Raw genomic sequence first — 24,302 nt, 5'->3', positions numbered from 1 at the left:
ATAAATTATTCTGTTGCTTATTGTATGTTTTATCTTAAATATCTACATCTTCATTACTGACCTTTACGTGATATTCGATACCGTCAATAGCTTTGGAGATGATCTGATTTCGAAGTACATTGGCCATATTTTCCCAATATACCCTGCCATAGAAAGCATAATTTTGCGGAACCACTTCCACTTCTACCGTGCGTATAAATCCTTCTCGCGGCTTGGTGCTGATCATAGTACCTCTTTTTACCCGTACTTCCCGTAATTCATCTTTAAGCACCATTCTGCAATAGTTCTTTACATCTTCAAGAGAAATGATTTTATCCCGGGTGGTAAGGGCATATTTATAAGCCTGAATGCTGTCTGTTCCTTTTTGTTCTTCCGCTCCTCCTATTGTCTCGGTAAGAAGTACCAGCGATTGTGATTTGAGCTGATTGGAAAGTTCGGTTCCCGGACGCATATGATTTGCCAGGGTAGAATGAGTTACCCAAAATGAAGCGTAGGTGTGATCAGTTTTTTCCACCGGCTCCATAATTACATAGTTAAGCTCCTGTTTGATATTTCTTTTGGCATTGTTTACCTTCTGTACCATGGACTTCATCTTATCGGACATTTCACCCAGTATTCCTTTAACATTATCTCTGTTTAATAAGGAAAATGCGGCTATTTCATCACGGGTCAGCTCCAGGACATGCGCGATCATATCTACGGCATTTCTATTGGTAAAGCGTTCCATCCCACCTTTTCTTACCGTGTACAGACCTTTTTTAAGATCATCTCCGGAAGTAAAAGGAATCTCTGTATATTTCCTTCCTTCACCATCCTGCACTTCATCTACATATAAGAAATGTTCTCCTTCATCCGTTATCAAAGGGATATTGTTTCCCATGATATCCAGGCTGTATTCCGTTTTTTTCCAGCCTCTGTTATAGATAGGAAATGCATTTAATACAAATGAGAAGTTATCCAGAATTTCCGCGGTAAACTGTGGTGGAAACTCCATAGTAAGCCACAGATACTGCTTTCCGTTCAGGTATTTTTCTATTTCTTCTCTTCCTTCCAGGAAATCCAGGTTTTCAGGAAGTTTTCCGGCTTCGGTAATGAGTGTATTAGATAGTCCGGTAATTTCAATAAACCTGTGATTATAAATACTCTTGATATCTTCAATGGTTTTTGTTTTGATAGACTGTTCATAGAATATCTGCTCATAACCATCATGCTGAATATTTTTAACATAGGATAAACCCTCTTTTACAAATAAAGGATTGCCATTGCTTGTCACCGTGATATAAGGCAGAAGTTTATATACATAATCCAGATGCTCAAAGGCCGGATTGGAACAGTAGATACTTAAATATTTCGGGAAATTTTCATTCCTGAATTTTGTCACATCCACTCCAATAGTAATCTTTCTGTAATCGGAAGGCTGCCCCTGAAATCTTGCCATCGGAATTTTATTGAGCCTGTCGTCAATGCTGTAACAGGTATTTCCTACAAACATTATGGATGTCTGGAGTTTATTGATCTTTACATTTCCTACGGGAGTAAAGGGTATATTTAACTGTTTATCGGACTCAGATTTTATAGTGGAGGTCAGCTGTTTTCTAAAAAAGAATTCAGTATGTTCCAATAAAACTTCAGAGGATTCATAGGGCTGTGTAAAGGCAATGGCGTGAGCGGGAATTGGATGGGTATAAATAGACGGAGTAAGCAGTTTTGCCAGCTTTTCGAGTATGCGGGCATTCACCGTCTGAATTTCATTATTTGCTTTAAATATTTCGGTGCTGAATGCATCTATCAGCAGTTTTACAAAAGGATCCAGAGACTGAGGACTTTTTAATCCCCAAACTTTTGTAGCATTTTGAAGCATTCTTGCTTTTACCGATTCCTTGGAATAGATATTCTGATCTAGATTCATAATTTCTAATAGGTTACAATCAATTAATCAATAGACATAGGACTCAAAAAAAGTTCGGTAGAAAAGCTGAAACGTTCGCCTGTCGACTCCATTTTAGCATTTACCGCAATTTTTACTTTCTTTTTGACTTCCGTATGCTCTTTAGTATCATAGCTGTGTTCAACGAATTCCACATGTGCGTCAATCTGTGGCTGAACAATGCGGGGTTCATATTCCTGTATCTGTCTTTTAAGACTTTTAATAAAAATATTTTCCCAAACAGCACTTGTAACTCCATTATCAAATTCCAGGTTCCATACCTCGTTTCCGTAATTTTCGTCATATCTGTTTTCGCCTTTTTTAGTGGTAATCAGCAACATAATGTTGTGGGCTATACTTTCCCCCATATCGCAGGTTTCAATACTCCCCCCTTCGGTCATTAATGTTGATGGAACAAAAGGCATTCTGTAATTTGGTGTGTCCATGTGGTTATCAATTTTACATCATCATTAAATGGCTTAAATAAAGGGCCAATATAAACATTTTTTAGAAAACAGAATAGGGATAAAAATAAAAAAATATAGTCTGAAAAACCTTTCCAAACTATATTTTTTCTTTTATATTATGTTAAATAATATTTTATGTAACCAAAACCATTATTATTTAGCTATTCTTTTTTACGATTGATAAAATAATATACCGGTAAACCCAGTAAAACCATTAAAAAGCCAGGCCATGTATATTGCTGTTTATAGATCAGAAGGAGAATACAGAAACCTGCCCCGATAATTAAATAGATAACGGGTGTCACCGGATATAACCAGGCTTTATAAGGTCTTTCAAGATCAGGATTTTTGTATCTGAGATAAATTACTCCAAAAACCGTAATCATGTAAAACAGGACAATCACAAAGGAAATCATATCCAAAAGATTACCGTACTGCCCACTCAGACATAATAGAGAAGCCCAGATTCCCTGCATCCATAAAGCATTTCCGGGAACTTCATTTTGATTATTTTCTATGGCCTGCTTAAAGAACAGACCGTCTTTTGCCATAGTCTGGAATACCCTTGCTCCCGCCAGGATCAATCCGTTGTTACATCCGAATGTGGAAATCATCACCAGTAATGCAATAATGATAGTCCCGGCGCTCCCAAAGATATTCTGAGAAGCGGCAACAGCTACCCGGTCATTAGCTGCAAAGGCTATGGAATCACGATCCAATGCGTTTAAATAAACAAAATTCACGGCTATATATAAGATCATTACGGCAGAAGTTCCATAAATCATAGATTTTACGACATTCTTTTTAGGGTTTTCCACTTCACCGGAAACAAACGTTACACTCTCCCACGCCACGGAACTGAATACAGAACCTACCATCGCAGCAGCAATTCCTCCCATTAAGGTCATTCCGCCGATAGGCTCCCAGCCCTCTTTAAGGAAATTACCATTAAAATCCTTCTTCATATTATTAAAAGCTTCAAAACCAAAACTGAAATTATGAGCCATCTGAGAAACATCCACCAATATAAACCCCACTGCAATTAACCCTAATAGCGCAATAATTTTCGATCCTGTAAAAATATTCTGCAATAGCTTTCCGCTTTCTACCCCCCGTGTGTTGATATACGTTAAAAGAATGATAACGGCTATTGCCAGCATCTGTATCCAGGTGATCTGAAATTCTCCGCTTTGAAACAACGGTGCAGCATTATTAAGGGAGGGAATAAGATAGGCTGTAAACTTACCGAAGGCCATTGCCACTGCAGCGATGGTTCCTGTCTGAATAACGGTAAACAATCCCCATCCATATAAAAAACCCATTTTCTTTCCGAAAATCTCGGTAAGATAAGTGTACTGTCCTCCCGCCTTAGGAAACAGGGCTGACAGTTCACCATAGCTTATGGCCGCAGCAACCGTCATGATTCCGGTAATAAGCCAGACAATGACCACCCAGTATCCGGAACCCAGATTTCTCATCATATCAGCGCTTACAATGAAAATACCGCTTCCAATCATAGAACCCATTACCAACATAATGGCATCCCATAGTTTTAATTTTTTATGCATAAGTAAATATTCGGAATCAAATATAAAAAAATCCTGATTGAGTCCAATATTCTACACCTATTTTAAAAAATCAATATGTTTTTTATGAATTTTTTAATTATTCTTAATTCATTTTTTATTATTATTTTTGATAAAATTATTATACAATGAAATTCAAAGCGATATTTTTTTCAGTGGCTGTAAGTATGTCCACATTAGCCTTTGCTCAGGAGACTTCACAAAAGAAATATTCTCCCCCTCCGGGAAATGCGCTTGTAGGTGATGTTTACGGTGCAGGAGTTAACAATACTTCGGAAACCAAGGCCATAACAGCGGATAAACTAAGTAAAAAACTGAAAAAAGATAAAAAAGTTGAGAATGTAGCCGTTAAAGGAAAAGTAATCGATGTTTGTGAGAAAAAAGGATGCTGGCTTACCATTCAGACAGAAGATAATTCTCAGTTTTTTGTAAAAATGAAAGATTATGCTTTTTTTGTTCCAACAGCTTTAAAAGGTAAAAACGTAGTACTGGAAGGTAACGCCGAAAGAAAAGTAACTTCCGTGGATGAGCAGAAACATTATGCGGAAGATGCTAAGAAACCTCAGTCTGAAATTGATGCTATCACGCAGCCCAAAGAAGAAATCAGATTTGTAGCCAATGGTATTAAGGTTGTCAATTAATCCCTTAAAACTTAATGATATAAAAAAGCGAAACTTATGTTTCGCTTTTCTTTTTTATTGAATAGTAAAATCCACTTCTGCATCCAGCTTAGGATATTTACTTGCCGAAATAAATTTTTTGCCCGTACAATCAATTTCTTTCCATCCTTTCCGCTCCTTCACATCTCCTACTACCATAACAAAAGGAACAAAAGAGATTTCCTCTTTTCCTTCTTCTTTTATTTCTTTATACTGAACCGCCACATCTAAAACGCAGGGATGCTCCGTATTCAGCTCAACATTTCTGTAAATGATATCATAGTGGGTTTCCTGATTTTCCGGAATTTCGAGATAGGTTTCCCAGCCTTTGTTACTTCCCCTGAGCTCAATCATTGCTTTTAAAGCATAATAAAGGGCAATGGTATAATATCTTCTGGTTCCTGTCCTTACATAATCATTTTCAAAATGTCCGCCTTCAAAGAGTATGGTTGGCATTCCAGCTTTCATAAAATTGTCTCCTGTAGAATTAGGATAAAATTCATCCGAATATCTTCCTATCTGATCAGGAATCATACCTTTTAAATGATTATATACATTGGCTATAACCGCCATACATTTCTTTCTGTTATCTGTTACGGTACGTTCTGCATCTTCTGAAGGGGCTAAAAACGAAAGGGTAGCCGGATGAACTCCGTCCGTTGTAAATATGGTTCTCTGCTCATGAAGATTAAGTCCGTAATCGTATTTTTTAGAGGCTACGATATTTTTCAGGATTTTAATTTCTCCACTGTCTTCATTATGAAAATCCCGGTTCAGATCAATATCGGAAGCATTAAGCCTTGTCCATCTTTCAGAGCCGTCAGGATTAAGCATAAATACGAAGTCTAATCTAATTTGACCGAAAATTTCATCTTTCAATTCAGGAGCATGATCTAAGCTTTCCAGCAAATCCAATATAGCATGGGTAGCATTGGATTCATTCCCGTGCATCTGCGACCAGGCCAGTACATGTATCTCTCCGCTTCCTATGCTTAGCTGATAAATCGGTTTATTAAGATATGATCTTCCTATTTCGGAAATATAATCCGTGAGATTGCTCTGTAGGTAAGAAAATAATTTTTCAGGGGAAATATAGCGATTAGGAAAATCCTGATTTTTCTGATAGATCTGTTCAAAATTCATTTGAATAATAATTTACATGAGTCAAAATTAACCAATTTAAAGCAATTAGCATAATTAACATTTGTAACATTATTAAACATTGTAAAATGTCAGAATGTCTGTTGATAAAATTGTGGATTGCATTATTTTAAATTGAAATATATTATATATTTATAAATGAGATAATTACAATTTTTATCTAAACTTAATTTTGAATATTACTTTAAGTGTTAATAAGCCTGTTAGAGATGAAATGAGTGTAATTTCATTAAACAATATTTTTGTGGAAAAGTGGTTGAAATTGATACAATATACAATTGTAAACTATTTGAAATTTGTTAGTTTTCCCTATAAAAGAGACTTCATTTTTACCTTATTAATCGATGGTAACTTTTAATGATGATCATGTAGTTTTAAAAGAATTATTGCTTAGCAAGAAAGTCTATTTTTTGCGTATTAATAGACATTTAAACCTGATAATAGGATATCCTATCTCGCTTAATTAAGCGTTTACAGTACAAAACCAGGTATTTAACTTCTCTCCCACTCCATATCGTCTGTATAGCCCATTAGAAGGGTAAAAGAATCAATATAGAAGAAATTTAAGGTTAGTTTGAAGCAATCGATTTTAACTAGAGAATCTATCTCATCTTTTACTTTAACTACTTCAGAAAATAGAGGGTCTACTGAAAGTATATAATAGCGTACATCCAATTTTATTAACAATTTGATTATAATTAGATGTTTATCAATATATTACATCAATTTACTTTTGTATACTGAAACAGTTTCCATTTGTTTACTTTTGTATTTTGCATTTGTAAACTTTATTTTTACATTTGTAATCTCATTTAAAATCATATTTATGAGCTTAAACGAAAGAATTTCAAAAGTTATAGAGTATTCCAAACTGACCTCTTCTGAATTTGCAGATGAAATAGATGTGCAGCGATCTTCTATTTCCCATATCACATCAGGAAGGAATAAACCCTCTCTGGAATTCATTATTAAAATAAAATCCAGATTTCCTGAGATCATGTGGGATTGGCTTATTAACGGGGATGGGGAAATGCTGAAGTCCGATGAGCCGGAAGCTACCTCCGAAGACAGCCATGAAGAAAAAGTAAAACCGACTCCTCTTCCGGATCTTTTTACATTAATTGATGATGACAACTTCGGAACTACAGAAAGTGAAGACCGCACTCAAAAATATGTGTCCGGAGAATCGGATATTCCCGCCCAAAGTAAAGGACAGGAAAAAATAACGGAATCTCAGGGATTAGAAGTAAAGGAAGAAGATAAAGTAAGTCAAATAATTGAAAATCAGAGTAATAAGATAAAGAGGATCGTATTGTTTTTTGAAAACGGAAAATTTGAAAGTTTTGAGCCGTAAATAAGGATTAAATTATTTTCAAAGCAGACTCATTTTTTCCCATAAAAAAACTCCGCCTGATGCGGAGCTGATTTATTTTTAATTTTGTTTTCTTCTCTGGAGTTCTTTACTAATGAGTCCTAATTCCCTTCCGGTCTGTCCAGCCACAGAAGTATTTTCCTGGGCTCTTCTCGTTAAATAAGGTACAACATCCTTTACAGGTCCGTAAGGCAGGTATTTGGCCACATTATAACCTTTATCGGATAAATAGAAGGTGATATTATCACTCATTCCGTAAAGCTGTCCGAAATAAACATGTTTATTATCGTGTTCAAGGGAATTTTGCTTCATTTTATCCATGACAAGCTCCGAAGAGATCTCATTATGGGTCCCGAAAAATCCTGAAACCCTGTCCAAATTATTCATAATGAAATCAATGGCCGCATTGTAATTGTTATCCGTAGCTTCTTTGGTAGGCTGAATAGGATCAGGGTAACCTTTTTCCTGAGCTCTCTCCCTTTCTTTTTCCATATAAGCCCCTCTTACTATTTTGTACCCTATAAAATAATTTTTCTCTTTGGCTCTTTGCAGATTCTGTTCCATATATTCGATCCTGCCGGTTCTGTACATCTGAATGGTATTCCAGACAATTGGCTTTTCCTGATTATATTTTTCCATCATCTCTTCACAAAGATGGTCTGCAGCATCCTGCATCCATGTCTCTTCCGCATCAATCATCAGCTTCTTATCATTTTCATGGCACAGCCTGCATATTTCATCAAATCTTCTTACCACTCTTTCCCATTCTTCTTTCTGGCTTGTAGTAAGTTCCACATTCTTTCCAACGGCTTCATAGATATCAATTCTACCGAAAGCCGTAGGCTTAAACACCACGAAAGGAATGGCAGGATTTCCTACGGAAAATCTTATGATATCTTTAATCTCATTACAGACTGCATCAAAGGTTTCTTCTTCTTCCTTTCCTTCTATGGAGTAATCGAAAATACTTCCGACTCCTCTTTTGAAAAGCTGTTTCACCACCTTCATACTTTCTTCTCTCGTCTCTCCGCCGCAAAACTGCTCAAACAAAGTGTTCTTTACAATTCCGGGAACAAATGGAAAATTATTATGAATGGTAAAATTAAGGATAGAAGTTCCAATATTGGTTAAAGCCGGTTGTTCGATCATTTTAAACATCCAGTACGCTTTCTTCAATTGAGCATCAGACTTGTCTGCAAATGCTATTTTGGTATCGTTGAAAATGGGCATTCGTTTTATAAGTTTAGTTATACAAATGTAATAATAACCTCAGTCTTTTGAAAAAATATTTTCTACAATTTGTATTCAATGCCGTTAATTAGCATGGCAATGATCCCTACAAATATCCAAAGCCGCAAAATATTGAGGGTAAAAAATTTACTTTTTCTGGAATAATCCAAAAGCAGATAAACACACAGGATCAATACAAATAGTCCGGCAGAAAAATAATAGCCTACAAACCCTGAAATTCCCGTTTTTAAGATCAGCTTCATGGAAACAAGCATGGTTATGATAATAAGTGAAATAAGGATGGATTTAGCCTGCTGAGTGCTGAAATAATTAGGGATAGTAGTATATCCGAAAGCTTTATCCACACTTTTTGTAAGGGTATCTTTTACAATATCAATACACAGAAGAAGCAGAAATAGAAAAACAGCCATTAGAAAAAGCTTTATCGAAAACGTTTCATAATAAACCATCATGCCAAAAAATGGGTATAAAGTAAGGCTTACAAAAGTAAGATTATTAATAAATAGGATCCTGCTTAGTTTATGACTGTAAAGCCACATAAAAAACTGGTAGATAATAAAAAAAATAAAGACCCTGTAAGAAATAAGCAAAGCCACTCCCAGGGAAACAATACTCAATAAGAGATAGGCATAGAGAAAATACTTCTGCTCGGTAAAATTCTGAAGACGTGTTCTGAAAGGTTTTGCAATATGGTCTTTTTCCTGGTCGTAGAATTGATTGATCGTTCCCCCGGCCAGTATGCTTAATACCGTACAAAAAATAATTCCATGAACTTTAAAATCAAACACAAATCTTTTAAAGCTCTCCTCCTGATTAAAGAGAAAGAAGGTGGACACATAAAGGGCAAAAGTGAGAAGTAAAGCTACAAAAAAACGGGCTCCCAAGAGAAAGCCCACTAATTGTGATATCCTATAAAATAGGGATTTGGACGTATTCTTTGTATGTCGGAAACTTTCTTTTTCAGAACTCATCCCCAACTTGTTTAAAATCTATAAATAACTTCTTTATGGAAACCTTCCAGCATTTTTTCAGCTTTATTGTAATCTTTCGTAAAGCCTAAAATATAGCCTCCACCTCCGCTTCCACAAAGTTTTAAGTAGTAAGCGTTGGAATCCAGTCCTTTTTTCCAGATATTAAATATACTTTCAGGGATCATCGGACGGAAATGTTCATACGCCCAATGAGAAAGCTTCTTTAAATTTCTAAAAAACGGATTCATATCTTTTTTAAGGAATGCATCAATACATGCATTATTATAACGAATAAACTCTTCTTTTAGTGTATTCCTGAACCCTTCAGTCTTCATTTTCTCAAAGAAAATCTGAATCATAGGTCCTGTTTCCCCCGTGATTCCTGAATCTATAAGGAATATAGCCCCTTTACCTTCTTCACCTTTAGGAATGGAAACTTTATCTAAATTCTCTTTATTTTCGATAAGGATAGGCAGGTTCATATAACATATCAAAGGATCCATACCGGAGCTTTTTCCATGGAAATAGCTTTCCATTTCTCCGAATACGGATTTAAGCTTTTTCAGATTATCTTTGGAAATATGATCGGGATTTAATTTCTTAAGGGAATATTTCTCAAAAATAGCTGCTACAAGAGCTCCTGAGCTTCCCACTCCATATCCCTGCGGTATATTAGAATCAAAGAAAAGACCTCTGGATATATCTTTTTTAAATCTTTCAATATCTAATGTAAAATCTTCAGAAAGGTCAAGCTCTGCAAGGAAATCAGAATATTTCTGCAGATGTCCGTTAGACTTCAATTCAAATTCCGAGTCTAAATCTGAAAATTTTAAAGTTCCCTTATAAAAGCTGTATGGTACTACCAAGCCCTGGGAATCTTCAATCATTCCGTATTCTCCGAATAGAATTATTTTAGCATAAAATAGAGGGTTAGTCATAATGACAATAATTCTTTTTGCAAAGATAAAGATTCACGTGAATATAAGCAAAATTCGAGCCGAATTACAGTGTTTCCTTATTTTTTAGGGGTTTAACTTTTAAAAACCGGATCAATACCATTCCTGCTGCAAAAAAGACAGTCATTGAAAGGGCTGCATACCGCATATTATTGAAATGCTCTATTAAAGTTGCAAAAATAAAGGTTCCTAAGATAATAGCGATTTTTTCCAACACATCATAAAAGCTGAAAAAAGTGGTATTTTCCATAGAGTTTTCCGGAAGTAATTTGGAATAAGTAGATCTGGACATCGCCTGGAGTCCACCCATTACCAGCCCTACTACTGCTGCCACACCATAGAACTGATATTCTACGGTAGGATTTTCCTTATTTAAGAAATAGGCCCACAGACAGGCTACAATCCATAATGCCACCGCTATCGTTATTACATTTTTATTTCCGATTCTTTTGGACAGCCTTGAAAAGATAATCGCCCCTATGATCGCTTCGATCTGGATAACAAGAAGAGTCCCGATAAGCTTGTCCTGAGCCAGGTTGATCTCACTTTTTCCAAACAGGGTAGCCATCAGGAAAATAGTCTGCATTCCTACACTGTAAAAAAAGAAACTGGACAGGAAAAATTTAAGATTACGGTCTTTAAAAAGCTCATTCCCTACTTTAAACAATTCATGAAAACTTTCTCTGGCAATATCCATATAGAAGTTCATATTATCTTTTAAAACCATAAAAAAGCCTCCCTGCTCTTCATGTTTTTTAAATATATTTTTATAATTCAGAAGGACGAGATCTTTTGGTAATTTATCTTTAACATCTCCGAACTGAGGCAGATACCTGAATGTATATTGAGAGAATCCAAACCACCAGGCTCCTGTCAACAGGAAGCTTATCCTGGTGAATAATAATTGCTGTGCCGCTCCTTTAGCAAATACCTGGATTAAAAGAAGACAAATTACGACCAATACCACAGATCCTAAATACCCGTATACATAACCTTTTGCAGAAAGGGCATCCTGACGGTCCGGTGTGGCAATATCGGGTAAGAATGAATTATAAAAAACCAAGCTCCCCCAAAAACCGACACTGGCCGTAATGCTGAACAGCAAGCCCAGAAATACATTATGCATTCCGGTAAACATCGCCAGCCCCATACAGGAAGTCGCTCCCAAATAACAGAAAAACTGTAAAAATGATTTTTTATTCCCGATAGTATCTGCCAGGGATGACAAAAACGGAGAAAGCAATACCACGATAAAAAATGAAATGGTCAATGAATAACCATACACTGCATCCGGCTGGTATTCCCTTCCAAAGATCTTTATCATATGCCTTACCGGAACATCAATCCAGTGATGGGTTTCCTGAACATATTCCTTTTTTTCATACGCCGTCGTAAGAATGGAGTAATAAATGGGGAAAATAGTGGAGGTAATGACTAAAGAATACACCGAATTAGCCCAGTCGTACACCGCCCAAGCCTTCATTATTTTTGGATTATTCTTTATAAGACGGGGCTTTCGATTCTCAATTTCAGACATTTCAAATAAATAATAAATATTAGTAGCACAAAAATAAAAAAACCATTAAGAAATGGATAAACTTTTAAGCAAATTATCTATTCCTTAATGGTAATATGTTATTAAGCAAAGGATTACATATTTTCAATAACAATAGCAGACGCACCGCCACCTCCATTACAGATCGCTGCAGCACCATATTTTGCATTGTTTTGTTTTAAAACGTTGATTAATGTAACAATGATTCTTGATCCGGAACTTCCCAGCGGGTGTCCCAGGGCTACTGCACCTCCGTTCACATTTACTTTGGAAGCGTCTAATCCTAAAATCTTATTATTGGCCAGACCGACTACCGAAAAAGCTTCATTAAATTCAAAAAAGTCAATATCCGAAATCTGAAGATTGGCTTTTTTAAGGGCAATTGGCAATGCTTTAGCCGGTGCCGTAGTGAAGTTTTCAGGCTCCTGAGCTGCATCTGCATAAGATACGATTCTGGCTAAAGGCTTAAGACCCAATTCTTCCATTTTTTCTTTTGAAACAAGGATCAGCGCGGAAGCTCCGTCATTCAATGTGGATGCATTGGCAGCCGTTACCGTTCCTCCTTCTTTTTTAAATACGGTAGGAAGCGTTGAAATTCTGTCAAAATTAACTGCCTTATACTCTTCATCTTCTGCAAAAATAATCGGATCTCCTTTTCTCTGCGGAACTTCAACAGGTACTATTTCTTCTTTAAATTTACCTTCACTCCAGGCTTTTGCAGACCTTTTGTAAGATTCAACAGCAAAATTATCCTGATCTTCTCTTGTAAAGCTATAATCCGCCGCACATTTCTCGGCACAAACTCCCATATGAACTTTATTGTAAACATCTGTAAGACCATCTACCAACATCCCGTCCTGCATTTTTACATCTCCTAATTTGGTGGACAGTCTTGCATTAAAGTAATGCGGAACCATAGACATATTCTCCATACCTCCTGCTACAATCACGTCAGCATCTCCGGCTTTAATAGCCTGTGCTGCCATCGTTACGGCTTTCATACCTGAAGCACAAACTTTGTTGACAGTAGTAGACGGAGTTTCTATTGAAAGACCTGATCCAAGAGCAACCTGACGTGCAGGGGCCTGACCTTCTCCAGCCTGTAAAACATTTCCCATATAGATCTCCTGAACATTTTTAGGATCAAGCCCTATTCTATCCAATGCACCTTTCACGGCAACCGCTCCCAGTTTTGGAGCAGGAATCGTTGATAAACTTCCTAAAAAGCTTCCCATAGGTGTTCTTACAGCGGAAACGATGAATACTTCTTTCATTTTTATAATTTTATTTTTAATTCTTTTTATTATTTCCTCTTGCCAGGATCATGAGTATAGCGCCTGCAAATTCTACCGCCCAGCCCCATTTCAATTTTACAATACCCGCTACGGTCTCTCTCCATGATTTAAAAGGTACGAAATTGAAATATTCTACTGACTGGAGTTTTATAGCCACTAAAGTAAAGCCAAATAATACCAATAGTAAAATTCCAAAAAACCTAACTGTTTTAGTACTACTATTAACAATCCCAAAAAGGGCCATTACAGAAAGGATCCAGCAGATGATGGCAAGGTAATTATCTACTTTCCAATAGTTCCAGTTACCGATAACCGGTATATGAACCAACGGAAGAAAACTTCCTACAACCACTAATAATAATCCCAGTAACTGAATATTTTTCATATTTCTTAAAGTGCCAAAATACGAAAAAAAACAGTTTTAAAAACTTTCTCTTTTAAAAAACAAATTATTCGTAAGTACAGTTGGAATTAGAAGGAAAAACTTTTTAAATTTTAAATATTTAATAATAAAAAAGCAAATTAAATATTAATTTAAAAACATAATTTTAAATTAATAAGGTATTCTAATGATCATTTTTGCGTTAATGATCTACACAAAAATGGAATAAAAAGATTCAATCCGCCATATTAAAAAAAATACACTTTATTCTAAAGTGTATTTTATATTGTAAAAAAGTTTTGTCTTAATGATTCGCAGATGGTACTTCTTCGGGATTATGTTTATGTTTGAATAAAACTGCAAAGAGAATAGCCAGCACCAATGCATAGATGGCAAAGGATAACCAGATCTGCTGCCAGTCTTTCATCATTACCACTTTCGATAAAACTCCATCGGGACTAACTGTTGCATTAAAACTCTTTTTAAGAATATCCAGGAAAACAGGATCATTAGGAGTTGTCTGCAAATAAACGGATAAATCGGCAGCCGTTGTAAATTTATGGGTAAAGAACTTATCTATTGCCCAGCCCGCAATATAGCTTCCGAAAACAGCCCCGAAACCATTCGTCATCATCATGAATAGACCCTGGGCGGAAGAGCGTATCTTCCTGTCGGTTGTAGTCTCTACAAAGAGTGAACCTGAAATATTAAAGAAGTCAAATGCCATTCCGTATACTATACAGGAAAGAATAATCAGCATTAAGCCATATCCTTCCGGAATACCATAGGCAAAGAATCCAAACCTCAGTACCCAGGCCAACATAGAGATAAGCATTACCTTTTTAATTCCGAACTTCTTAAGGAAAAAAGGAATGGCAAGGATAAATAAGGTCTCTGATACCTGTGAGATAGACATTATGATAGTGGACCTCTGCACTACAAAAGAATCTGCATATTTAGGAAAATGGGCAAATTCACTTAAGAAAACATCTCCATAGGCATTGGTTAATTGTAACGCAGCACCCAACAGCATGGAAAATAAAAAGAACAAGGCCATTTTATAATTGGCAAAAAGCTTGAAAGCGTTAAGTCCCAGCTGTTCTAATAAAGGTGCATTTTTATCTATTAATTTCTGAGGCGGACATTTAGGTAGCGTTAAAGCATAAATTCCCAGAAAAATAGCTCCTGCCCCTCCGATATAGAACTGTCCCTCAGTTGCTTTATTTCCTGTAAGATTGGTAATCCACATAGCGACAATAAAACCAACCGTTCCCCAAACCCTAATGGGAGGAAAAACTTTAACCACATCCAGCTCACTGTTCTTAAGAACTGTATAAGAAATAGAGTTGGCGAGTGCAATGGTCGGCATATAAAAACACATCGCTATAAGCATTACGGAAAAAAAGGAATTGGGTTCCGTAGTATGAGGAAGAACAAATAGTGTAATTCCATACAAAATATGTAAGACGGAATAAATTTTTTCTGCATTTACCCATCGGTCAGCAATAATTCCTGTAAGCGTAGGCATAAAGATAGAGGCTATTCCCATTGTTCCGAATACCGCTCCAAACTGGGTACCATCCCAGTGTTTTGTACCAAACCAGAAATTGGCCATTGTGATCAGCCATGCTCCCCATACGAAAAACTGGAAAAAGCTTAATACAGTAAGGCGTAATTTTAAATTCATAATCTACTAATCTATTGTCTTCTTCCTCCTCTTGATTTCTTCCTGGATCTCAAGAGCCGTATCATAATCTTCTTCTTTTACGGCTTCATCGAGCAATCTTTGAAGTTCTTCCATAGAAAGTGATTTGAGTGTATCTTCTGTTCTTACTGTTTCCGAGAAAGACTGTTCTTCTTTTGGCGTTTCTTCCAGCTCAAGGAGAATTCCGGCTTCGCTTAAAACCTGCTGGGTAGTAAAAATAGGAGCATCAAACCTTACAGCCATTGCGACTGCATCAGAGGTTCTTGCATCCAATATCAATTCTTCTTCCGTGGTTTTATTCTTAAAGTTAATATTGGAGAAAAATACGCCATCGACAATCTGGTAAATGATCACAGATACCAATTCGTAATGAGCGGATATTATAAATTTTGTAAATAGATCATGAGTAAGAGGGCGCGGAGGATGGATGTCTTTTTCCAGTCCTAAAGAAATGGACTGAGCTTCGAAGTTTCCTATAACAACAGGTAATTTTATGTGTGTTTCTTCATGTTCCAATAACAAAGCATAAGCCCCCGACTGGGTCTGGCTATACGATATTCCGCGAATAATTAGCTGTTTATAATCCATAGTTACAAAGATAAAGTAATTTCTGATTTTGGTTTTACTTTTTTTATAAAAAACCTTTTCTCAGCCAAAACAACATTTTTATTAATGATTATTGTTTTAATAAAAATATCTTTCATAATTAGGAAGAATACAATTAAATATTTCCAATAAAACTTATATAAAACAATAAAAAACCAACATTTATATTTGATTAAAATCTAGTAGACATTAAAATATCAGAAAAATATTTCAAACCTATCCATTATTATATGATTTTTTAAGTTTAAATAAGATCAGGATAATTCCTAAATTTTATTTTTTTCATTCATAATTTCGCAGCCCTAAATACTAAGCAAAGATATAATGAAAAAAATTATTTTGATGGGGCTCACTTTAGTAGCTTTTAACTTAAAAGCTCAAGTAGGGATAAATACACCTAATCCCCACAGTACGTTAGTAGTGGAAGGCTCATACGAAGGAGCATACAAAAATATAACCAATAGTACAGCTCTAACAGCTTTAGACCAATATATAACCATTACCGGAGCTTCGGCTGTTAGTATTTCATTACCGGACGGCACTTCTACTGCCAATCCATTTTCAGGAAGAATTTACCGTATCAGAAATAATTCCTCTGAAAATGCAACTTTAACAGGATTCGGAGGTACACAGCTTATCAGGGTAACTGCAAATGCTTCCACCTCAACCTATACAATTCCGGCAGGGGGATATGTAGAAGTCATAAAAAATGAATCAACGAGTACATCCGGTGCATTATGGGAACTTTCTTTTTACGGAGCTTCCCTTCCCAAAGACACAAAAACACTCACCTATGTAAGAAAAACAGTGAGCCCGATAGATAGTAATACGCCTGCCAATTCCGTTACTGCAATAGGAAACATAAGCTTCAGATACAACGGGACCTCCTCAAGTGCGTCCAATATAGAATATAATCTTTCTATACCCAGCCATGTGACTATTTTATATCATAAAGCAGGAAGCGGGGGTTCTTCCTTAGAAGAATGGGGACGCCAGGCATCCAATGCCAATACCTGGTACAATTTAAATGGTGAAGTAGGGAATGCTACCCGTGATATTAACCCCAGCAACAGGGATATCGGATATGCTATACTCATCCTTCACAATACAAAAGAAGTATACAGGGTAACAGCGAATGCGAACGGAAATATTGCCGCTTCAGGAAGCGTTCCGGCAGCAGCTTCTTCTGTTACATTATTTGTGGAAAAACTGGATTAATATTGTTTTTTAGATACTAAAATAGAGTTCGGGAACTTCCTGAACTCTATTTTTTATTGGGTTATAAAATCCTGAGTTAAGATTTTAAAGCTTTAATTTTCTCCGTTAATGCAGGAACGATCTCAAAAGCATCTCCTACTACTCCATAATCGGCAGATTTGAAGAAAGGTGCCTCCGCATCATTGTTTATCACTACAATTGTTTTGGATGAGTTTACCCCTGCCAAATGCTGGATAGCTCCTGAAATTCCTACTGCAATGTAAAGATTAGGTGCAATGGCTTTTCCTGTTTGTCCTACGTGTTCTGTGTGAGGTCTCCAACCGATATCGGAAACCGGTTTTGAGCAGGCTGTAGCAGCTCCCAGAACATTAGCCAGGTCTTCTATCATTCCCCAGTTTTCAGGTCCTTTTAACCCTCTTCCCGCAGATACTACGATCTCAGCTTCTTTAAGGTCTAATTTTCCTGAACTCTGTTCATGAGAAATCACTTTAGTATCTTCATTGGCAACTGACAAGTTTTTCACTTCTTCTGATCCTGATACTGCATTTTCTTTTACTCCATAAGCATTTTGGGAAACTGTTACAATTACATTATTTCCTTCTGCTTTAGCATGCATAAATCCTTTTCCGGAAAACGCCCTTCTTTTCACCTGGAAAGGAGAAAGGCTTTCAGGAGCTGCCAATGCATTGGTGATTAAAGAATAATTCTTTATTACAGCCAGCATAGGAGCAATTGAAGAAGCATCAGTAGTATGAGGAAATACAATAATATTTCCGTCTGCAATTTCATTGATAGCCTGTGCATATGCTTTTGCTGAAAAGTTTTTAAGCCCTTCATCTTTTACATTAATTACATTGGATGCTCCGTATTTATATAATAAATCTGAAGAATCCGTAGGGTTTACAGAGATTGCAGTTACAGTGTCTCCCGCCTGATCTGCGATAGCTTTAGCATAAGAAACTGCTTCAAAGGCTGCTTTTTTATAAACTCCATTTATATTTTCTGCGTATACGAATACTGCCATTTTTAGTCAATTTTAAATTTAAACTTTCGATTATATTACTTTAGCCTCTTCATGAAGTAGTCTCACCAATTCATCAAGGTTATCCGGAGAAACCATTTTCACGGCTGCTCTTGGAGGAACGCTGTCATAAGATACTCCCTGAACCTTCACTTCCGAAGAAGTAGGTTCTACGACTTGTAAAGGTTTCGTTCTGGCGGACATGATCCCTCTCATATTAGGAATAATAAGATCTTTTTCATCTACCAGTCCTTTTTGTCCTGCAATTACAGCCGGAAGTTTTACAGAAATCGTTTCTTTACCACCTTCGATTTCCCTTACAGCAGTAGCTTCATTTCCGTTAACGTCCAATCCTACCGCAGCATTTACAAAAGGCTGGTTTAATAATTGGGCTACCATTCCGGGTACGGAACCTCCGTTATAATCAATAGATTCTTTTCCGCAAAGGATAGCATCATATCCTCCGTTTTGAGCTACAGCAGCAATTTCTTTCGCTGTAGAATAGCTGTCTTTAGGATCAAGATTTACTCTTATGGCATCATTGGCCCCGATAGCCAGTGCTTTTCTGATTACCGGTTCTGTCGCAGTATCTCCAACATTTATTACGGTTACAGTAGCTCCCTGAGATTCCTGTAATTTAATTGCTTTTGTTAAAGCAAATTCATCTAAAGGATTGATTACCCACTGGATTCCGTTTTTGTCAAAAGCAGACTTATCTGCCGTGAAGTTAATTTTGGAAGTAGTATCCGGAACACTACTAATACAAACTAATATTTTCATGTGTACTATTTTACTATTTTCTCTTTTACATACGTATAACCTTCCGGTTATGATATAGAGATTTTTGATTGATTAATTTCTGTAAATATAAATAAAAAATATATTATGCATGCATAATACTTATTAATTTATTATTCAATACATTAAGAGTAGTTACTTGGCGGGATGAGTTGCTCTAAACTCAATCTTACTCGGTAAAACCCTTGGATTCATTTTTAAAATATCCAATACAAGATTCCCCATATCCTCCGGCTGAATTTTCCATTCATCTTTTTCAGAAACAATATTTCCATTAAAATTGGTAGCTACGGATCCGGGCATGATGACCGTTGTTTTAATCCCATATTTACGTAAATCAATCATGGCTGCCTGTGTAAAGCCTACCACTCCGAATTTGGAAGCGTTATATCCTGTTCCGTTCTCAAAGAAATTAGCTCCTGCCAAACTCGATACGGTGATATAGTATCCTTTTGTCTTTTTCAATTCTTCCACTGAAGCTTTTAAGGTATAGAAAACTCCTGTTAAGTTGGTTTCGATCATAGCCTGCCACTCCTCTACCGTTAACTGATCTACGGGCTTAAATATCCCCAATCCCGCATTGGCAATTACAAAATCCAGCTGACCGAATTTTTCCACTATGTATTTTACCGCTTCCTGCTCACTTTCCAGGCTTCTGACATCGGAAACAATTCCCAAAACATTCTCAGAATACTGCTGAAGTTCTTTTTCAGCCTGCATTACATCTTCTCTGTTCCTTCCCGAAAATGCCACCGAAACACCGTTTTCCAGTAAAATCTTTGCTACTCCGAAACCTATTCCTTTGGTCCCACCTGTTATATAAGCTACTTTGTGATCTAACATATTATTATATTTTTCCTTTAAAAATAATAAAAAAACGCTCCATCAGAAGCGTTTTTTACAGATTAATTATTTTCCTGTTTTTCTTATTTTTTAATAAATCCTTTTGAAGCTTTTCCTTCTTTCGTTTCAATATTAATTATATAATTACCCGGTACAAGGCTTGAAACATCTACCTGGTCACCATTAAGATCGGCTTTAATCTTTCTTCCGTTCATATCATAAATTTCCGCTTTGTTCACTTTTGATGCTGCACTGATATTCAATATGTCAGATACAGGATTCGGATAGATGGAAAGTTCTTTTTTAGCTAAAACACCGGTTTCACTTACTGCCAATACTGCCGTGTTACTTGCTTCTACGGTATAATTATCAATACCGAAAGTTGTGGCAGCTGCATTTCCCGCTCCATAAGAGCTGATCACATAATGCGCGGTAGGAACAAGTCCCGTAGGCGTCGTATATCCTGCAATATTCAGAGTGGTGGTAGTTCCGTTCATCGTATAGGTGATTGCGCCTGTAGTGGTATTATAACTGTAGCCTACGGTAATCCACGTATTGGCAGGATAGGAAGGCGCCCCGTTAAAACTTATATTATAAGATCCGGGTGTAATTCCATCCGTAAGATAAGCTAGCCCGTTGATCTGTTTGGTAGAAGAATTATACCGTATTCCTACCAGTATTTTGGATGTTCCCGAGCCATCATCTCCATAAATTCCTACTCCCGATACATGAACTCCTGCTGAAGTTCCGGTATAGATATCCACAGAACCTTTAATGATATTATTTCCTGCGGTCCTGTTTTGCCACGCAGTAGCTAAACCTGTTTTATAAGCTGTTCTGTTGGAAGTGCTTGCAGCAGTATTCCCCGTGGTAACCTGCAGATAATTGGCATGCCCGGTTCCTCCGCTTACAATCTGATAATCGGTAACAGCACCTCCTTTAAGATAGGTTCCGCCCTGCCCGGCAGTGGCTCCGGTAGCATCTGTTCCCATATTTCCTACGGTATAGGAATTATAATTATCGGATTCTAATACTTGTGCTGAAGCACAAAAAGATGATACTAAAGCAGTACCAAAAAGTAGTTTTTTAATCATGGCATTATTTTTTAGTTAATGCCGTAAATTTAAAGTTTTATTTAAGAATACAAAATAATAATTATTAAAAAATAAAAAACCCTTAAAAATATTATCTTAAGGGTTCTATATTGTTATTTTGAATAATTTTCAAAAAAGAGCGGAATACTTTCTATTCCTTTATAAAAATTAAACAGACCATAGTGCTCATTAGGTGAGTGTATCGCATCGGAGTCCAATCCAAATCCCATTAACACTGATTTTGCTCCTAATACTTTTTCAAACATGGCGGTAATCGGAATACTTCCCCCACTTCTGTATGGAAGGACTTCTTTTCCAAATGCTGTCTCCATGGCTTTTTTGGCTGCTAAAAACTCTTTGGTATCGCTTGGTAATACATAAGGCATTCCCCCGTGATGAGGCGTTACTTTTACCTTTACGGTATCAGGTGCTATTTTTTCAAAGTATTTTGTAAACTTCTCTGTGATTTCTTCCGGAGTCTGGTAAGGTACCAAACGCATGGAAATTTTAGCAAAAGCTTTAGAAGGGATTACCGTTTTTGCTCCTTCTCCCGTATATCCTCCCCAAATACCGTTACAATCCAAGGTAGGACGGATAGAAGTTCTTTCGAGGGTTGTATACCCTTTTTCCCCTTCTGTATTTTTTAATCCGATAGAGCTTTTAAATTCTTCCGGATTATCTTTAAGCTTATTCATTTCCGCTCTGTCTTCAGCTGAAACCACTTCTACATTATCATAAAATCCGTCTATGGTAATATATCCGTCTTCATTGATTAACTGTGCAATCATCCTTGAAAGCACATGTATAGGATTAGGAACAGCCCCTCCGTAAAGACCGGAATGCAAATCCCTGTTCGGGCCTTCTACTTCTACTTCCACATAGCTCAATCCCCTTAATCCAGTAGTTACCGTAGGCTGCTCATTGCTATAGATATGGGTATCGGAAATCAGAATACAGTCACAGGCCAGCTTTTCTTTATTTTCATTTACGAAATCTCCTAAACTTACAGATCCCACTTCTTCTTCACCTTCCAGGATAAATTTCACATTACAAGGCAGAGCATTGGTTTTCATCATAGCTTCAAATGCTTTTACATGCATGAAAAACTGTCCTTTATCATCTGCTGAACCTCTGGCAAAGATGGCTCCTTCCGGATGCAGCTCCGTTTTTTCAATATAGGGTTCAAAAGGCGGCTTTTTCCATAGGTCAAGAGGATCTGCAGGCTGAACATCATAATGTCCGTAAACCAATACCGTCGGCAGGTCTTTGTTCAAGATTTTTTCACCGAAAACAATAGGATATCCTTTTGTCTGGCATACTTCAACATTATCTGCTCCTGCATTTTTAAGGTGTCCCGCACATACTTCCGCACATTTCAGTACATCATTTTTATAGGCAGGATCTGCAGAAATAGAGGGAATTCTCAATAACTCAAATAATTCATCTACGAAACGTTGTTTGTTTTCATTGATGTAATTTAATGTCTCTTGCATTGTAAAAATTTATTTTGTTAAAAATAAAAAAAATGCCTTGCTTCCGCAAGACATTCATATGTTCTTTGTAGTAATCTTATTTTGTAAATCTTACTGCCATTTTTCTGTCAGTGGCTCTTTCTGCATCAGAAGCTTTTGCGTCTACTGTTGCAAACTGGCTTCCATAACCTTCTGCTGAAACAATCTGACCTGTAACTCCCAGTTTGGAAAGTTCAGCTTTGATGAAATTAGCTCTGTCCTGAGATAATTTTACATTTTTAGCTTCATCACCTGTTTTATCTGTGTAACCTCCGATTTTTATTTTGGCATCAGGATATGCTTTTAAGATTTTTGCCAAGTTATCCAGCTGCTGCTGAGAACCTGCTTCAAGCTGATTCGCTGAACCTGTTTTGAAGTTTACATTATCAAAGTTATACCATACATTCTTCAACCCGTCTTCGGTAGCTGTTTCATACTGTCCGGATTTCAGGTATTTAATCATACTTTCTTCCATCCCGTTAGCAAAACCTTTTAAAGCCGTACCATTCAAATCAATTGAAACCTGAGGTTTTTCAGCCTGTTCAGAACCATGAGCTGTTCCATGACCATGACCTTCACCACCTACCTGGTGATCATCAGAATATCTTTCTACTCCTTCTTCCAACTTCAAAGTTCCTTTATTACCTCCCTGTGGTATTTTTTTACAGCTTACTGCAACAGTCGCAAGGGCTAAACATATAACTAATTTTCTCATGTTTAAATTTTTGATTGCCCAAAAGTAAGAAATATTGCATTTTTCGGCAACATTTTTATACTGATTTTAGTATTATTTTTCCTTTTTTGGACTGTGTAAAAATAAGATAGTTTTCTCCTCCGTCTTTTAATTGGTATTTCTTTTTGATTTCCTCCGGCTTCAACGGATAATTCTTCGAAATAATATTAAACTGATCTTTCTTCTTAATCTGCTTATTATCAATCAATTCCATTTTAATAACTCTTCCCGGAAAAGAAGCTTTTTTCTCTGAAGAGGTATAAATGTGGGTATTGGGATGAAGTTTCTTAAGTCCGAATTTTTCGGATATCAAATTAAAAATTCCGGCTTTTAAAATCGAATTATTGGGAAGATAAATAAAGGTTTCCGGCTCTGAAAATTCCGAATATGCCTTTTCTTCTTCTCCGTAATAAAAGCTGAAATCGGGTTCATCACTTTCCAGATTAATGCAGTTACAGATCACTTTTTCATTCGATGTATCTTTGGAAAGAAATGCCAGAACTTCTTTTACATCATTTTTAACGGCTATGATATCGATCCTGTAAAGAGCGGGTAATACGGTATTCAGATATTTCAGATCAATTAGAGGGGAAAGCTTGATTACTGCCTTTTCTGAAATAGTAAGCAGCTTTTCCTGGATTTCCAGGATATTGGGAGAGAGATCTTCGAGAAGAAAGACTTTATTTTTATTTTCGTTTCTCCTCGCCGGATCCAGGTAAACCACATCAAATTTTTCTGTATTGGTATGTAAAAAGCTTTCTAACCGGTCATTGATAAAGCGGGCTTTTTTCCCTAAAACAGTCCAGTTATGCTCCACAGTATTCAAAAGCTCCTGATTCTGTTCTACCAGTGTTATATCCTGAAAGTTTCCGGAAAGGTAATACGCATCTATTCCAAATCCTGAAGTAAGATCAATAAATTTTTCACCTTTTATTATTCCGGATTTGTATGCTGCGGTTTTATCAGAAGAAGACTGCTCCAAATTCAGTTGGGGAGGAAATATAATCCCTTCTTTCAACAGAAATGGAAATTTTTTACGGGCTACCTGCTTTCCTTTGATCTGCTGGACAATTTCCTGCATGGAAACTTCGGGAAAAGGAGATTTCTTTAATAACAAAGAATGCAAATCAGTGGTAAGATTTGCATTGATATATTTTTGAATTTCTGCTTTTAAAATGTCTTTTTCCACGT

The 24,302-nt window shown here is 36.5% G+C and carries 22 protein-coding genes; 3 read left to right on the top strand and 19 right to left on the bottom strand.

Annotated features, from left to right (window positions below; all coding sequences use genetic code 11):
• Positions 1-34: 34 nt before the first annotated feature.
• The 3 genes from ABJ974_RS07325 to ABJ974_RS07315 form a co-directional block, all read right to left on the bottom strand.
• Positions 35-1,909, bottom strand: a complete 1,875-nt coding sequence (locus ABJ974_RS07325; protein WP_419870730.1) for a type VI secretion system baseplate subunit TssF — start codon at positions 1,907-1,909, stop codon at positions 35-37.
• Between the two features lie 23 nt (positions 1,910-1,932).
• Positions 1,933-2,373 (bottom strand): GPW/gp25 family protein, encoded by a 441-nt coding sequence (locus ABJ974_RS07320; protein ID WP_419870729.1) that lies wholly within the window; start codon positions 2,371-2,373, stop codon positions 1,933-1,935.
• Positions 2,374-2,555: 182 nt separating this feature from the next.
• Complete coding sequence (locus ABJ974_RS07315; RefSeq protein WP_419870728.1) at positions 2,556-3,962, bottom strand: APC family permease; 1,407 nt, start codon at positions 3,960-3,962, stop codon at positions 2,556-2,558.
• A 146-nt stretch (positions 3,963-4,108) separates the two neighbouring features.
• On the opposite strand from ABJ974_RS07315, the gene ABJ974_RS07310 reads away from it, so the two are divergent.
• On the top strand, positions 4,109-4,621 hold the full coding sequence (locus ABJ974_RS07310; protein WP_419870727.1) for a DUF4920 domain-containing protein: 513 nt from the start codon (positions 4,109-4,111) through the stop codon (positions 4,619-4,621).
• A 54-nt stretch (positions 4,622-4,675) separates the two neighbouring features.
• Here the strand turns inward: ABJ974_RS07310 and ABJ974_RS07305 are convergent, their stop codons facing one another.
• Positions 4,676-5,782, bottom strand: a complete 1,107-nt coding sequence (locus ABJ974_RS07305; RefSeq protein WP_419870726.1) for a M14 family zinc carboxypeptidase — start codon at positions 5,780-5,782, stop codon at positions 4,676-4,678.
• An 844-nt stretch (positions 5,783-6,626) separates the two neighbouring features.
• Here ABJ974_RS07305 and ABJ974_RS07300 point away from each other — a divergent pair.
• The gene (locus ABJ974_RS07300) at positions 6,627-7,154 is read left to right on the top strand and encodes a helix-turn-helix domain-containing protein (protein WP_419870725.1); all 528 of its coding nucleotides are present in this window, start codon (positions 6,627-6,629) and stop codon (positions 7,152-7,154) included.
• A 78-nt stretch (positions 7,155-7,232) separates the two neighbouring features.
• Here ABJ974_RS07300 and ABJ974_RS07295 read toward each other — a convergent pair whose 3' ends face one another.
• The 8 genes from ABJ974_RS07295 to ABJ974_RS07260 all read right to left on the bottom strand — a co-directional run bounded on the left by ABJ974_RS07295 (position 7,233) and on the right by ABJ974_RS07260 (position 15,875).
• A complete protein-coding gene (locus ABJ974_RS07295) occupies positions 7,233-8,402 on the bottom strand; it encodes a proline dehydrogenase family protein (RefSeq protein WP_419870724.1) in 1,170 nt (389 codons plus the stop codon).
• A gap of 62 nt (positions 8,403-8,464) precedes the next feature.
• A complete protein-coding gene (locus tag ABJ974_RS07290; protein WP_419870723.1) occupies positions 8,465-9,394 on the bottom strand; it encodes a UbiA family prenyltransferase in 930 nt (309 codons plus the stop codon).
• An 11-nt stretch (positions 9,395-9,405) separates the two neighbouring features.
• Entirely contained in the window at positions 9,406-10,332 is a 927-nt protein-coding gene (locus tag ABJ974_RS07285; protein WP_419870722.1) for a mevalonate kinase family protein, read from the bottom strand.
• A 64-nt stretch (positions 10,333-10,396) separates the two neighbouring features.
• Positions 10,397-11,887, bottom strand: a complete 1,491-nt coding sequence (locus ABJ974_RS07280; RefSeq protein ID WP_419870721.1) for an MFS transporter — start codon at positions 11,885-11,887, stop codon at positions 10,397-10,399.
• Between the two features lie 113 nt (positions 11,888-12,000).
• On the bottom strand, positions 12,001-13,179 hold the full coding sequence (locus ABJ974_RS07275) for an acetyl-CoA C-acyltransferase (protein WP_419870720.1): 1,179 nt from the start codon (positions 13,177-13,179) through the stop codon (positions 12,001-12,003).
• A 16-nt stretch (positions 13,180-13,195) separates the two neighbouring features.
• Positions 13,196-13,585, bottom strand: a complete 390-nt coding sequence (locus ABJ974_RS07270; protein WP_419870719.1) for a hypothetical protein — start codon at positions 13,583-13,585, stop codon at positions 13,196-13,198.
• Positions 13,586-13,886: 301 nt separating this feature from the next.
• Positions 13,887-15,269: a nucleoside permease gene (locus ABJ974_RS07265; RefSeq protein ID WP_419870718.1), complete on the bottom strand. Its 1,383-nt coding sequence runs from the start codon at positions 15,267-15,269 to the stop codon at positions 13,887-13,889.
• 6 nt (positions 15,270-15,275) lie between these two features.
• A complete protein-coding gene (locus tag ABJ974_RS07260; protein WP_419870717.1) occupies positions 15,276-15,875 on the bottom strand; it encodes a bifunctional nuclease family protein in 600 nt (199 codons plus the stop codon).
• Positions 15,876-16,217: 342 nt separating this feature from the next.
• Here ABJ974_RS07260 and ABJ974_RS07255 point away from each other — a divergent pair, with 342 nt between their 5' ends.
• Entirely contained in the window at positions 16,218-17,111 is an 894-nt protein-coding gene (locus tag ABJ974_RS07255) for a hypothetical protein (protein WP_419870716.1), read from the top strand.
• Between the two features lie 76 nt (positions 17,112-17,187).
• On the opposite strand, the gene ABJ974_RS07250 is transcribed toward ABJ974_RS07255, so the two are convergent.
• The 7 genes from ABJ974_RS07250 to ABJ974_RS07220 all read right to left on the bottom strand — a co-directional run bounded on the left by ABJ974_RS07250 (position 17,188) and on the right by ABJ974_RS07220 (position 24,300).
• Positions 17,188-18,135 (bottom strand): electron transfer flavoprotein subunit alpha/FixB family protein, encoded by a 948-nt coding sequence (locus ABJ974_RS07250; protein WP_419870715.1) that lies wholly within the window; start codon positions 18,133-18,135, stop codon positions 17,188-17,190.
• 30 nt (positions 18,136-18,165) lie between these two features.
• Positions 18,166-18,912 (bottom strand): electron transfer flavoprotein subunit beta/FixA family protein, encoded by a 747-nt coding sequence (locus tag ABJ974_RS07245; protein WP_419870714.1) that lies wholly within the window; start codon positions 18,910-18,912, stop codon positions 18,166-18,168.
• 153 nt (positions 18,913-19,065) lie between these two features.
• On the bottom strand, positions 19,066-19,773 hold the full coding sequence (locus tag ABJ974_RS07240) for an SDR family oxidoreductase (protein ID WP_419870713.1): 708 nt from the start codon (positions 19,771-19,773) through the stop codon (positions 19,066-19,068).
• Between the two features lie 83 nt (positions 19,774-19,856).
• Positions 19,857-20,867 (bottom strand): T9SS type A sorting domain-containing protein, encoded by a 1,011-nt coding sequence (locus ABJ974_RS07235; protein WP_419870712.1) that lies wholly within the window; start codon positions 20,865-20,867, stop codon positions 19,857-19,859.
• 113 nt (positions 20,868-20,980) lie between these two features.
• On the bottom strand, positions 20,981-22,360 hold the full coding sequence (locus ABJ974_RS07230; protein ID WP_419870711.1) for a dipeptidase: 1,380 nt from the start codon (positions 22,358-22,360) through the stop codon (positions 20,981-20,983).
• Positions 22,361-22,436: 76 nt separating this feature from the next.
• Complete coding sequence (locus ABJ974_RS07225; protein ID WP_419870710.1) at positions 22,437-23,093, bottom strand: OmpA family protein; 657 nt, start codon at positions 23,091-23,093, stop codon at positions 22,437-22,439.
• Positions 23,094-23,148: 55 nt separating this feature from the next.
• Positions 23,149-24,300 carry a class I SAM-dependent methyltransferase gene (locus tag ABJ974_RS07220; RefSeq protein WP_419870709.1) on the bottom strand — a complete coding sequence of 384 codons (1,152 nt, stop codon included), beginning with the start codon at positions 24,298-24,300 and terminating at the stop codon, positions 23,149-23,151.
• Positions 24,301-24,302 lie beyond the last annotated feature (2 nt).

Origin of the sequence: Chryseobacterium sp. CT-SW4 (assembly GCF_048572715.1) — a bacterium.
Lineage (GTDB): Bacteria > Bacteroidota > Bacteroidia > Flavobacteriales > Weeksellaceae > Chryseobacterium.
Note: the sequence above shows the minus strand (reverse complement) of the source record. Positions and strands in the feature narration are given on the sequence as shown.

What these genes read in the sequence shown, in the direction of transcription:
- ABJ974_RS07290 (WP_419870723.1), bottom strand. Translation starts at nt 9,394, where the DNA reads ATGAGTTCTGAAAAAGAAAGTTTCCGACATACAAAGAATACGTCCAAA.
- ABJ974_RS07230 (WP_419870711.1), bottom strand. Translation starts at nt 22,360, where the DNA reads ATGCAAGAGACATTAAATTACATCAATGAAAACAAACAACGTTTCGTA.
- ABJ974_RS07235 (WP_419870712.1), bottom strand. Translation starts at nt 20,867, where the DNA reads ATGATTAAAAAACTACTTTTTGGTACTGCTTTAGTATCATCTTTTTGT.
- ABJ974_RS07225 (WP_419870710.1), bottom strand. Translation starts at nt 23,093, where the DNA reads ATGAGAAAATTAGTTATATGTTTAGCCCTTGCGACTGTTGCAGTAAGC.
- ABJ974_RS07285 (WP_419870722.1), bottom strand. Translation starts at nt 10,332, where the DNA reads ATGACTAACCCTCTATTTTATGCTAAAATAATTCTATTCGGAGAATAC.
- ABJ974_RS07325 (WP_419870730.1), bottom strand. Translation starts at nt 1,909, where the DNA reads ATGAATCTAGATCAGAATATCTATTCCAAGGAATCGGTAAAAGCAAGA.
- ABJ974_RS07310 (WP_419870727.1), top strand. Translation starts at nt 4,109, where the DNA reads ATGAAATTCAAAGCGATATTTTTTTCAGTGGCTGTAAGTATGTCCACA.
- ABJ974_RS07315 (WP_419870728.1), bottom strand. Translation starts at nt 3,962, where the DNA reads ATGCATAAAAAATTAAAACTATGGGATGCCATTATGTTGGTAATGGGT.
- ABJ974_RS07295 (WP_419870724.1), bottom strand. Translation starts at nt 8,402, where the DNA reads ATGCCCATTTTCAACGATACCAAAATAGCATTTGCAGACAAGTCTGAT.
- ABJ974_RS07280 (WP_419870721.1), bottom strand. Translation starts at nt 11,887, where the DNA reads ATGTCTGAAATTGAGAATCGAAAGCCCCGTCTTATAAAGAATAATCCA.
- ABJ974_RS07265 (WP_419870718.1), bottom strand. Translation starts at nt 15,269, where the DNA reads ATGAATTTAAAATTACGCCTTACTGTATTAAGCTTTTTCCAGTTTTTC.
- ABJ974_RS07245 (WP_419870714.1), bottom strand. Translation starts at nt 18,912, where the DNA reads ATGAAAATATTAGTTTGTATTAGTAGTGTTCCGGATACTACTTCCAAA.
- ABJ974_RS07300 (WP_419870725.1), top strand. Translation starts at nt 6,627, where the DNA reads ATGAGCTTAAACGAAAGAATTTCAAAAGTTATAGAGTATTCCAAACTG.
- ABJ974_RS07250 (WP_419870715.1), bottom strand. Translation starts at nt 18,135, where the DNA reads ATGGCAGTATTCGTATACGCAGAAAATATAAATGGAGTTTATAAAAAA.
- ABJ974_RS07305 (WP_419870726.1), bottom strand. Translation starts at nt 5,782, where the DNA reads ATGAATTTTGAACAGATCTATCAGAAAAATCAGGATTTTCCTAATCGC.
- ABJ974_RS07270 (WP_419870719.1), bottom strand. Translation starts at nt 13,585, where the DNA reads ATGAAAAATATTCAGTTACTGGGATTATTATTAGTGGTTGTAGGAAGT.
- ABJ974_RS07240 (WP_419870713.1), bottom strand. Translation starts at nt 19,773, where the DNA reads ATGTTAGATCACAAAGTAGCTTATATAACAGGTGGGACCAAAGGAATA.
- ABJ974_RS07275 (WP_419870720.1), bottom strand. Translation starts at nt 13,179, where the DNA reads ATGAAAGAAGTATTCATCGTTTCCGCTGTAAGAACACCTATGGGAAGC.
- ABJ974_RS07320 (WP_419870729.1), bottom strand. Translation starts at nt 2,373, where the DNA reads ATGGACACACCAAATTACAGAATGCCTTTTGTTCCATCAACATTAATG.
- ABJ974_RS07260 (WP_419870717.1), bottom strand. Translation starts at nt 15,875, where the DNA reads ATGGATTATAAACAGCTAATTATTCGCGGAATATCGTATAGCCAGACC.
- ABJ974_RS07255 (WP_419870716.1), top strand. Translation starts at nt 16,218, where the DNA reads ATGAAAAAAATTATTTTGATGGGGCTCACTTTAGTAGCTTTTAACTTA.